Origin of the sequence: Marivirga tractuosa (assembly GCF_042140215.1) — a bacterium.
Classification (GTDB): domain Bacteria; phylum Bacteroidota; class Bacteroidia; order Cytophagales; family Cyclobacteriaceae; genus Marivirga; species Marivirga tractuosa_A.
Window position 1 is genome coordinate 4,515,263 of record NZ_CP159478.1, and the last position, 11,570, is coordinate 4,526,832.

The 11,570-nt window shown below is 32.7% G+C and carries 11 protein-coding genes; 6 read left to right on the forward strand and 5 right to left on the reverse strand.

Annotation, left to right across the window (positions count from 1 at the left end):
• Positions 1-4: 4 nt before the first annotated feature.
• The 3 genes from ABWH96_RS20075 to ABWH96_RS20085 form a co-directional block, all read right to left on the reverse strand.
• A complete protein-coding gene (locus ABWH96_RS20075; protein ID WP_375579273.1) occupies positions 5-1,303 on the reverse strand; it encodes a peptidoglycan DD-metalloendopeptidase family protein in 1,299 nt (432 codons plus the stop codon).
• 255 nt (positions 1,304-1,558) lie between these two features.
• Positions 1,559-3,634: a hypothetical protein gene (locus ABWH96_RS20080; protein WP_375579274.1), complete on the reverse strand. Its 2,076-nt coding sequence runs from the start codon at positions 3,632-3,634 to the stop codon at positions 1,559-1,561.
• A gap of 78 nt (positions 3,635-3,712) precedes the next feature.
• On the reverse strand, positions 3,713-4,417 hold the full coding sequence (locus ABWH96_RS20085) for a 2-phosphosulfolactate phosphatase (protein WP_375579275.1): 705 nt from the start codon (positions 4,415-4,417) through the stop codon (positions 3,713-3,715).
• Positions 4,418-4,538: 121 nt separating this feature from the next.
• On the opposite strand from ABWH96_RS20085, the gene ABWH96_RS20090 reads away from it, so the two are divergent.
• The 6 genes from ABWH96_RS20090 (at position 4,539) to ABWH96_RS20115 (ending at position 8,721) form a co-directional block, all read left to right on the forward strand.
• A complete protein-coding gene (locus ABWH96_RS20090) occupies positions 4,539-5,660 on the forward strand; it encodes an ABC transporter substrate-binding protein (RefSeq protein WP_375579276.1) in 1,122 nt (373 codons plus the stop codon).
• A complete protein-coding gene (locus tag ABWH96_RS20095; RefSeq protein ID WP_375579277.1) occupies positions 5,657-6,679 on the forward strand; it encodes an iron chelate uptake ABC transporter family permease subunit in 1,023 nt (340 codons plus the stop codon). Before ABWH96_RS20090 ends, ABWH96_RS20095 begins: the two co-directional genes overlap by 4 nt.
• The gene (locus ABWH96_RS20100; protein ID WP_375579278.1) at positions 6,672-7,433 is read left to right on the forward strand and encodes an ABC transporter ATP-binding protein; all 762 of its coding nucleotides are present in this window, start codon (positions 6,672-6,674) and stop codon (positions 7,431-7,433) included. The genes ABWH96_RS20095 and ABWH96_RS20100 overlap by 8 nt, the downstream gene beginning before the upstream one ends.
• Positions 7,434-7,531: 98 nt before the next feature.
• Positions 7,532-7,747, forward strand: a complete 216-nt coding sequence (locus ABWH96_RS20105) for a hypothetical protein (RefSeq protein ID WP_375579279.1) — start codon at positions 7,532-7,534, stop codon at positions 7,745-7,747.
• Positions 7,737-8,153, forward strand: a complete 417-nt coding sequence (locus tag ABWH96_RS20110; RefSeq protein WP_375579280.1) for a putative toxin-antitoxin system toxin component, PIN family — start codon at positions 7,737-7,739, stop codon at positions 8,151-8,153. Before ABWH96_RS20105 ends, ABWH96_RS20110 begins: the two co-directional genes overlap by 11 nt.
• 169 nt (positions 8,154-8,322) lie before the next feature.
• Positions 8,323-8,721 (forward strand): hypothetical protein, encoded by a 399-nt coding sequence (locus tag ABWH96_RS20115; protein WP_375579281.1) that lies wholly within the window; start codon positions 8,323-8,325, stop codon positions 8,719-8,721.
• Here the strand turns inward: ABWH96_RS20115 and ABWH96_RS20120 are convergent.
• Positions 8,709-9,137: a Fur family transcriptional regulator gene (locus tag ABWH96_RS20120; protein ID WP_375579282.1), complete on the reverse strand. Its 429-nt coding sequence runs from the start codon at positions 9,135-9,137 to the stop codon at positions 8,709-8,711. The genes ABWH96_RS20115 and ABWH96_RS20120 overlap by 13 nt on opposite strands.
• A gap of 136 nt (positions 9,138-9,273) precedes the next feature.
• Positions 9,274-11,064 carry an ABC transporter ATP-binding protein gene (locus ABWH96_RS20125; RefSeq protein ID WP_375579283.1) on the reverse strand — a complete coding sequence of 597 codons (1,791 nt, stop codon included), beginning with the start codon at positions 11,062-11,064 and terminating at the stop codon, positions 9,274-9,276.
• Between the last annotated feature and the right edge of the window lie 506 nt (positions 11,065-11,570).

The following is an 11,570-nucleotide window of genomic DNA, read 5'->3' on the forward strand; positions in this document are numbered from 1 at the left end:
AATTTTATTGCATACCAGCCATTAAAACTTCCTCTTCGCTAGTTGGATAAGGGATTTGATCTAGTTTGCTTTTAACATAACCTTTATATCTGTTAAAGTTAGAAAGATAATCTTCTTTAATAGGTTCAGATGGTGGCAAATCAACTTTCATAGCATCGACTTGCTTTCCATTTTTCCAGAATCTGTAGCATAAATGAGGACCAGTAGCCAGTCCTGTTTTGCCGACATACCCAATCAACTGACCTTGCTTAACTTTCATGCCCGGTTTAATTCCTTTTGCTATACCATTCATATGCAAATATTGGGTAGAATAGGTTGAATTATGACGAATCTTTACATTTCGACCGTTATATTTCTCATATCTAGCTTTAGTAATGACTCCATCACCTGCTGCATAAATTGGCGTGCCTGTAGGAGCAGCATAATCGGTTCCTAAATGTGCTTTATATCTCTTTTGGACAGGATGATACCTTTTAGCGGTATATCTGGAACTGATTCTTGTAAATTTTACGGGGTATCTTAAAAAGGCTTTTCTTAAACTTTTTCCTTCTTCATCGAAATAATCCACTCCATCACCTTGATCAAATGCAACCGATAAAAATGGATTATTGTAATGAATTAACTCAGCACCTATTATTTCCTCTATTCCAACAGAAATTCCATCAATAGTTCTTTCTGTAAATAATACTTTAAACTGATCTCCAGGATAAATTTTGGTAAAATCAATTTGCCATCCATACATATCTGCAACTAAATCGACTAACTCAGGTGTTCCGCCATTTTTTAAAATTTCTTCATAAAGTGAAGACTGGATAGTTCCACTAATTGCTTTTTCTTCAATCTCTACTGGTCTTTTTTCAACATGAACCTTAATAGAATCTTTCAAATTAAAAACTACATATTCCTCAGGATTTGGCTCATAAACTAAAGCCGTTGCAGAAGGCAATGAATCCTTGTCTTGGTATATAACAGTATATTTTTTGTTAGGAGCTATTTTTCTAACATCAAATACATTTTTAGCCACATTTGCCAACTGAAAAATAGTTTGATGAGATACATTATAGGCTAAAAGAATATCAGAAATACTTTGGTTTCGCTGAACTGCATGTTCTTCAACTTGAAAAGAATCCACTACCATTCCATATAAAATTGTTGGGCTTGCTTCTAATATCTCCGAAGAAATTGAATCAGATTTGGTTTCTGAATTTAACTCTGCAACACTTACTGAACTGTATTCAAAAGTGTAAAAATAAGCAAGAGACATGACTGTCAATACTACCAGCGCACTTAATATTTTCCTCATTATTTATTACTATTTCTTAAAGCTTTCTGCAATATTATTATATTTTATTAAAAGTCAATGGATTAGCTACAATATTTTAAAGTAATCATTTAAAATTTAAAGCCTTTAATTGATATTTTTCTAAATTTAAAAACAAATTACGGTTTAGCTATGCGTATTTCACTTAAATAATTATTTAATTCATGAAAATTCTGAAATATAAAGTATGAAAACCTTCCAGCATAGCTTTTTCATCACTAACTTGACTAATTTGGTTTAATAAGAACCAAAAAACCTTCTTATAAACCATTCGCTAAATAATAAAAGAAAAATCAATAAATAGGGCAGTATATTTTGCGTGATTGGAGTTGTTTCACTTTTACCACTTAAAACTTTAGGATAATCTTTAGAGGATAAATATGCTTGTAATTCTTCCCATTCATCTGATTTAAAAAACTTACCTTCGTTCTTCTTGGCCAACCTTCTCATTAAGTTAAAATCCGCTTGTAGGTTTTGGCTCTCAATATCAAACTCATCTACTATAAACTGGCCATTATTTTTAAAATCTTTCCCTTGAATATTAGTGTTAGCTAAATATTCATACACTCCACCCTTTAAATTGCCCAATTCGAAGTTTGGCTTCAAGCGGTCAGGAGTAAATTCATAATTAAAGGTGCTATCGTTCTCATCTCTTAATGATAATTGCACAGGGATACCATAAATTCTATCAAAAACCTCATTATACATTTCAACCTGAAATTTCACTATTTCATTATCAGCAAAAGCATCTTTAATTGGGAAAGCTTTAAATCTATCTTTTTGATTATTTGCAGTCAGATAACGAACTGTTTTCATTACCCATTCATCAAAGAAATCATGACTTTGTGTATTTAAATATTCCACCATTCTCCAAATCCTAAAGTTCTGAATCAGCATGGTTGCTTGCCTGATTTCATCATCGCTGTAGAATACAAAAACAGGTTGCTGGGTTTTTACTTTCCCAACTTGTTTCATCATAAATGTTTTGGCCAGTGGATGAAATTGATGATTAGCAAATGGCAAATAAACAGGAGGGAGATTATCTACAACCTCCTCTTTTTCCTTATTTAATTCAAAAAGCTCAAATTTTGAATTAATGTGGACAAAAGCTTCATCAATTTCATCAGATGGTCTTAAATCAACAGATTTATTAATTTCATTATGTAAATTAAAATTCAATTTCGGCCCTGTAATAAACCAAAGTGGCATTCCAGAATTTTTGAGCTTATTGATCTCTGAATTAAATGCATTTCCAACATTTGGCAAATGAAATAAAATGGCTAAGTCATATTCCTCAATATTTTTGACAGCCTCTGAATCAATCCCTTTAATGACCATCTTATATTCATAATTATCATTTTGCTCAATTGAAGCTGATAAAGCCTTAATATCTGGATGTGGATAAGGTGCAAGCAATAAAATTCTCTTTTTACCTTCCACTACATTCACATATGCATTTTTACTATTGTTATTAGGATTAAATTCCTGCTCTAATTGCTCTACTTCTATTTTATAGTCTTGAAAGCCTGTTCCTTTTGCCTCCACTAAAAATTGAACAGAAAATAATTGTTGCTCATCATTAAAACGGATTGTTTTCTGACTTATCTCTTTGCCGTCTTTTATTAATTTCACATTAGTATTTCGACCTGAAAAACCATTCTGTATCACATCTACCTCAATCGGAAATTGATTACCTTCATAGGCTACTTTATTATATCGAATTTGCTGAAGAATGACATCCTGTTTTTGAGTAGTATCCCCTAATCCTACAGATGACAATTGAAAAGGAAAGGCATAGTAGTCAGGGGCAATTCCTTGATTATATATTCCATCTGAAAAAAACACCACCTCTGAAATTAGCTTTTTATCCACCTTTTCAGTGATATTTTTTAATGCTCCATTTAATGGGCTGGACTTTCGATTGTTTTCAATGCTGTCCACATCGGTGATTTCATTTCCGTTTAGCCCATAAATAGGTATAGAAACATCCTTTTGCTCTTCTATGGTTTGCTTTAATTCTTTTATTGAAAGAAAATATTCTTGCAGATCTGATTTACTTTTATTTACAGATTCGGAATCATCCCATAAGAATATAATATTAGATTGTTCGCTTTCTGTTTTTTGTACGCTTAAAAAAGGCTCTAGCAATAAGTATGATATAAAACTCACTGCTAAAAAACGCAAAACAAATAATACTTTATTCCAAACTGGAGTCCACGGAGTTTTCTTTTTACTGTAGAGTAAATAGGCATAACCTAACCCTATTATTATAAATAAAATTAGCCAATAAGGGGAATAAGTCGTATTTAACATATTAAAAAGCCAATTTTATCATTTATAGTCATTAATAAAAGGAATTATCAAAAGCTTTACAGTTTATAATACATTTTACTACTTAAGTAATAGTGATTTCCCAGATAAGTAAGGGACAACATCATAAATGCTTTCTTGTATACAGAACTCAATATCTTTTACCACATTCAACTTAGCCAATCTTTTAGCATGAGAAGAATCTTTCATATACGACATCATATCATTTTTAGCAGTAAGATACATTGCTTCTGCGGCTAAAGGGGCATCACATGCAAATTCAAAATCACCTTTTAACTGGTGACTTAAGGAACCTGCAAAAAGCGTATCTTCCAGATTAAATTTCCCCTTCCACCCTGCACATAATACTATAATATCTTCCTCTTTGTTTTTCAAGTATTCTGATATTGCTTTCAAATTCAAAAATGCTCCAATCAAAATTTCCTTTGCTGATAGACTTTTATTAATGGCTAAAGTTCCATTAGTAGTAGTTACCGCAACCTTCTGACCTTTCACTTTTTCATCCATATATTCGAAAGGAGAATTGCCCATATCAAAGCCTTCTGCTTTGCTACCATTTCGTTCGGCTGCAGCTAAATAACCAGAATTTTGCAATTCTTTACATTCTTCCAAAGTGGATACAGGTACAATTTCCTTAACCCCATTCGCCAATCCGCTGACCATACAAGATGTAGCCCTTAAAATATCCACTACCACTACGATTTTATTCTCTAAATCATATTGATGCAATAATTCGGGCGTTAGGCAAACGTCTATATTTTTCATTCTCTCTATTTTAACTTGCTTGAAATGCAAAAATTGCAAAATATTTTGAAATAAAGGCTTAATCATTGAATTGTATCTCAAGCAATAGGCAATCAAATCATTTTGATTAATTTTACCCTCTATGAAATTACGCTTAAACCTACTTATTATTATAGCTCTTGCTTTTGGATGTAATCAAGCTGAAAAGGAAGAAGAATCAAAAAACGGTAAATCTTTAATTCAATATAGCAAGAAACTGAAGATTGAAGAATATAAAGACTACTATGAGGTGAAAGTGCTGAAGCCAAATTCCTCAGATAGTAGTTCTTTATCCTACATTCTTTATAAAAATGAAAAACCTGAAATCAAAGCTGATGCATTTATCCAAATCCCCATAAAAAAAGCAGTTTGCTTATCAACTTCACATTTACCCCCTTTCACGGCTCTTAATTATAGCGATGCCCTAACTGGTTTTCCAAATACAAAACTAATTTTTAATGAGGAGCTTTTACAATTGGTAAAGGAAGATAAAATTCAGGATGTAGGTCGAAAAAATGGCGTAAATGTTGAAAAAATTATGACGCTTCAACCTGATCTCATCATGGCCTATGCTTTTGGCAGCAGTATGGAACAATTAAAACCATTAGAAAAAGCAGGGACACCAATCATTTTAAACATTGATTATCTGGAAAATACTCCTTTGGGAAGGGCTGAATGGTTAAAACTGACCGCTGTTCTACTAGATCAGTATAAGGCAGGGGATAGCCTCTTCCAAACTATTGAAGCAGCTTATTTGGAAACCAAAGGTTTAGTAGAAAATATTGAAGAGAAACCAACTGTAATGACAGGTCTCATGTACGGGGATGTATGGTATGTACCTGGAGGAGAAAGTTTTGCTTCAAAATTTATTAAAGATGCAGGTGGAGATTATATTTGGTCTGAAAATTCTCAAACTGGTAGCTTAGAACTCAGTTTTGAAAGCGTTTTATCCAATGCTCAAGATGCAGATTATTGGATAGGTGCAGCCTCAATTACAAGCCTAAAAGAGTTAGAAAACACCAATAATAAATACGCATTGTTTGATGCCTTTCAAAACCAAAAAGTATACTCCTATACAAAGCGCGTAAATCAAAATGGAGCCAATGATTATTTGGAGTCTGGTTTTATGCGTGCCGATTTAGTTCTAAAAGACTATATAAATCTTTTACATCCTAATATATTAGAGGATTCAACTACCACCTATTTTGAAGCCCTAAATCCTTGAAAAAAATCACTGCCTATAAAGTCATTATATTATTAATCCCAATTCTGTTGGTATTAATGGTGCTTTCCATCAGTTTGGGGTCTGTCAGTATTTCATTTATGGAAGTATTAAAGATCCTAACAGGGACTGAAACTCAAAATTCTGCACATTATAATATTTTATTTTCATACCGATTGCCCAAAACACTCACCTCAGTATTTGCGGGAGCTGCTTTAGGCTTTGCTGGTTTACAAATGCAAACGCTTTTCAGAAATCCCCTGGCAGGTCCTTTTGTATTAGGAATTAGCTCTGGAGCAAGTTTAGGTGTAGCATTATTAGTATTGTTGGGAGTAGGCGTTAATGGTGCACTAGCCTATTGGGGAATGGCCATTTCTTCTATTATAGGCTCTCTTGCCGTGCTATTGATGGTCGTTTTAGTTTCCATAAGATTAAAAGACAGTATGTCTTTATTATTGGTAGGATTAATGTTTGGAGCCTTTACTTCTGCCATTGTTAGCGTAATGCAATATTTCAGTACAGCAGAAGAAATTCAAAATTTTCTTTTCTGGACTTTCGGTGCTACAGGAAATTTAAGCTGGACAGAATTACAAATATTCATTCCCACCATTATTATTGGAATTTCACTTGGCTATTGGCAAGCAAAACCGCTTAATGCCTTATTAATGGGGGATAATTATGCACAAAGCATGGGCTTAAGAATTAAAAATGTAAGATTATTTTTAGTGATTTCAACCAGCATATTGGCTGGTATAGTAACTGCCTTTTGTGGCCCCATCGCTTTTTTAGGCCTGGCTGTACCCCACATCAGCAGAATATTATTTAAAACCTCCAATCATTTTATACTGATTCCTTCCACCTTACTATTAGGTGCTTGTTTATTGTTAATATGTGATATTATTGCTCAAGTGCCTTTTTATGATTTAATATTACCCATTAATGCAGTGACTTCATTGTTCGGAGCTCCTGTGGTGATTTGGTTAATTTTAAGAAGAAAAAACATAAGTAAAAACTTTGGATAATCTAGCTCACATAATGACCACTTCTGATTTATCCATTGGTTATAAAAATGGGAAATCACTCAACACCCTGATGGAAGGACTTAATTTAAAAATTCAGAAAGGAAAATTAATAGCCCTCTTAGGAGCAAATGGGGTTGGTAAAAGTACTTTAATCAGAACTTTAGCCAATTTGCAAAAAGCTTTAAATGGGAAAGTCTTTTTAAAAGGAAAAGAAATTAAAGAATACGAAGCAAAGGAATTTGCAAGACAAGTAAGCTTAGTTTTGACAGACCCCGTTCAAAGCGGAAATTTAAATGTTACCAAACTCGTGGAAATGGGGCGCTTCCCTTTCACCAACTGGACAGGGAGATTAATGCCAAATGATCATGAGAAAGTTGAAAAAGCAATTCAGTTATGCGCCATAGCCTATATAAAAGATGCAAACATTACTGAAATCAGCGATGGACAATTGCAAAAAGCTATGATAGCAAGGGCATTAGCGCAAGATGGGGATTTAATGTTACTTGATGAGCCAACAGTGCATTTGGATGCCAATAATAGATATACTGTTTTAGAGCTCCTAAGAAATTTAGTAAATGAAACACAGAAATCTATTCTCATTAGTACTCACCAAGTAGAAATTGCCCTCAAAATGGCTGACGAAATATGGCTGGCCAACTGTGGTGAGAACATTAAATGCGGAACCCCAAATGAGCTAATCCAAAATGGAGATATCGAAAGAGCTTTTCCTTATTTGAAGAAATTGGAGTTATAAGATTTCAACATAAATGCTTTAATTAGATATAAGAACTAGTGTACAATAATTCATGTTATTATTATAATTCGTTATATTTGAGATGAACAGGCTAAGAAATGGAAACATTAAAAATAGATATATTGAATCCAAAGGCTAAAACTTTATTAAAAGATTTAGCAAATCTTAAATTAATTAAGATTAGAAAAGAAAAAGAGACCTCTGATTTTAGTGAATTACTAGAAAAATTCAGATCCCAATCTAGCTCTACTCCAAGTTTAGAAGAGATAACACAAGAAGTAGAAGCTGTCCGTAAGGCTCGCTATGAAGACTAAAAGAGTTGTCTTAGACACAAATCTGTGGATTAGCTTTTTAATATCTAAAAATTACACTGAATTAGATGACCTCATCGAATCAAATAAGGTAAAACTATTATTCTCATCAGAATTAATTAAAGAATTTCTTGAGGTCGCAACCAGAAAAAAATTTGAAAAGTATTTTAAAAAGAAGGACATCACAAGACTTTTAGAACAGTTAAATAATTTTGGTGAATTAATTGAAATCAAATCAAACATCTCAGTCTGTAGAGATGAAAAAGATGACTTTTTATTAAACTTATCAATTGATGGTAATGCTGACTATTTGATTACCGGAGATTCTGACTTATTGGTTTTAGAGAAAATTAGTAAGACGAAAATTATTTCATGGGCTGATTTCATTAAAAAGAATAAATTAATATAGGGATTGACCTCAGAAAAATTTTAAAAATTAATTTGAGTTTCTTTCTATTCTGAATTTCAAAAAAATTAAAATTTTATAAAAGTTACATCTGTCATTTTTGGGACACTCCATCTTAATATAATCCAAAAATAATCTCTAATTTTGCTCTTTCATCACTATCAACTCAACCGTGAGCAATTTTTTCAAAAAAAGTATCAAAATAAGCGAAGAAAAACAATTTTTAAAGGTTGTAAGCCAGGGAGAACGAACGCAATTCAGCTTAGTACTGCAAAATGCCGAGAAAATCCATAAAGCTATTCAAGCATCCGATAAAAAATTAATCCTATTGGACTACAGGCTCACAATTTTTAAAATGCCCCATAACGAAGCTTTCAACTTATTAAAAGTATTTGAGCTTAAATTAACTGAATTTAAAGAAGTAAAAATGGCGGTAATTATAAATCCAAGAACTGTTGAAATCGGCAGCTTTTGGGCTTCTATTTGCCGAAAAAGAGGATTTGATTACCAAATTTTTCAGGATGAAGAAGAAGCTAAGGACTGGTTGTTAGCAGAAAATCAAGCAGGTTGACATTCTTTACAAATACCATTCATTGTATAACTTATACTATTAAGTTGATAGCCATTTTCTAGCTCAACATCTGGTATTTTCACATCTTCTAAGCAGTACGTCTGGTTACACTCTTCACAGATAAAATGTGCATGTTTATCCTGATGAACATGTTCAGGGCAACTGTCTGAACAAATAGCATAGCGCATATTACCGTTTGGATCAGGCGTTTGATGCAAAATACCATTCTCTTCAAAAGAATTTAATGCCCTATAAATAGTTACCCTATCATGGCTGGATTTCAAATCCTTCTCTATGTCATTAACGGATAAAGCATGCTTAGAACCCATGAAGATCTGGAGCATCTCCAAACGAATCTGCGTTTTTCGCAATCCATTTGATTTTAATATATTTTCTGCTTTAACTGTCGTTTCCATAGCCTTTTTATCTTCCGTAAATATCGTGATTATTAAAGAGAATTCAAACTAACGCAATGGATTTGCTTTTGCTTTCCACTTTGATAATTCCATAAGGACATTTTATTAATTTTCAATTTCTCAGTAAAACCAACAATTAGTCCTTATCAACAGCTTCCCCTTGCAATTGCTTCTGATAGAGTTCTTTGTAAGGCCCATCCTTATCCAAAAGTTCTTGCTCAGTACCTTGCTGTACGATCTGACCATCATCCAGAACAATAATATAATTTGCTAATTTTGCTGAGCTTACCCTGTGGGAAATAATCACACTGGTTCTATCTTCCATTATTTTCTTTAATGCATTTAAAATGGAATTTTCCGTTTTGGTATCCACTGCGGATAATGCATCATCCAAAATCATGATTTTTGGATCTCTGGCAATGGCTCTGGCAATAGAAACCCTTTGTTTCTGTCCACCTGATAAAGTAATCCCTCTTTCTCCCAATTCAGTATCATAACCTTTAGGGAAATCAAGAATATTATTATGCAAATCAGCATCTTTTGAAGCTTTCAACATTTGTTCTTCACTTAAGCCCGTGCTGCCAAAAGTGATATTATTTCGAATAGAATCAGAGAATAAAAAGACATCTTGCGGCACGTATCCTATTTGACTTCTAAGATTTTCAACTTTAAAATCTGCAATAGGAATATCATCAACTGTGATTTTTCCAGAAGTGGGGTCATACATACGGGTAATCAGATTGGCAATCGTACTTTTTCCTGAGCCCGTAGTCCCAATCACGGCCAATGTTTCCCCTTTCTTCACTGAAAAACTGATTTCTTTCAATGCCTTAATTCCGCTATCGGGATAGGTAAAGCTGACATTGTCAAATACAATTTCTCCTACTATATCTTTTTCTAAATTTTTCTCAGATACAATTTCTGTTTGTGTACTTAAAAATTCATTTATTCGCTTCTGAGAAGCTGCAGCCCTTTGAATGATGCTGGTTACCCAACCCACTGAAGTTACAGGCCATGTCAGTAAGTTTACATAAATAATAAACTCTGCAATATTTCCAGCACTTACGGCTCCATTCATCACCTCCACACCACCAATGTAAACTACCAAAATAACACTTAAGCCCACCATCCCCATTATTAATGGGAAGAATAAGGCTTGAATAAAAGTTAATTTAAGTGCTCTGAATTTATAGTTATTAGTTTCCTTAGTGAAGTTCTGAAGTGAATCTTCTTCTCTGACGAAAGATTTTAAAACCCTAATACCAGAAAAAGCTTCTTGCACCAAAGTGGAAAGTTGAGATTGACTGATTTGAATCTCTTCTGATCTTTTATTGATTAAATTATTAACGAAATAAATACTGATCGATAAAAATGGCAAAGGTATTAATGAATACCATGTTAAAGTGGCATTTACCGAAAACATAATTGGAATTACAATACAGAAAAGTGTAATGAGATTCACAGTATACATTATGGCAGGCCCCAAATACATCCTCACTTTGCTTACATCCTCAGATATCCTGTTCATGATATCTCCGGTATTATTCCTTCTGTAAAAACTTAAAGGTAGTTTTTGATAATGATTATAAATTTCATTTTTCAGATCATACTCAATGTGGCGGGACATTACGATAATAGTCTGCCTTACTAAAAACAAAAATAATCCTCTCCCTAATGCTAATAGGATAATAAGACCACCATAAATTAAAATAGCAGAAGAGAAAATTTCATAGTAATTTGATTGCAAATCAAAATTTTCGAACATGCGATACATTTCAATATTTTCTTTCACTAAATTGAAAGCATAGCGCACTACCTGAGCTGGAAATACCGCAAAGAAATTGGACACTATCATAAAGAGAATGCCCAGCAATAGCAGATATTTATATTTTAAAAGATATTTATTTAGATGCTTTAATTCTATCACGAGATAACAACGTTTGATGAATTAGATGGTTCAAAGTAAAAATTAAACCATACAAAAGGAAGAATTTAAAATGCAAATATACGATTCCACATATGGAATGAATTCATTTTAACATGAATTATTCATGAGAAGATTAGAGGGAATGATAATAGTTAAGCTTTAATGTGAGTTCCACAATCTAATTATCAGATAGTTAGGCTATATAGATTGTCGATTCTTTGGACTAAAAATTCATGCGAATTTTCTGGATTAAAGCATATTTAATGACTTTTATCGAAAATAATTCCAACAAATAGCCCTCTAACAAATATCGCAATACAGCTATATACAAAATTAAATTTTAATTATAAGGACCTTTGAAAATTATCATTTCGCACATATGCAATTCAACTCTTGAATTATTAGATTTATGCAATTTTAATAAGAATTGATTTGCAGTAAAATTAAAGTTATTTTTGCATTGATATTTCCCGAAAGGTAGGGAAAAAGAAACGACAAACGACATC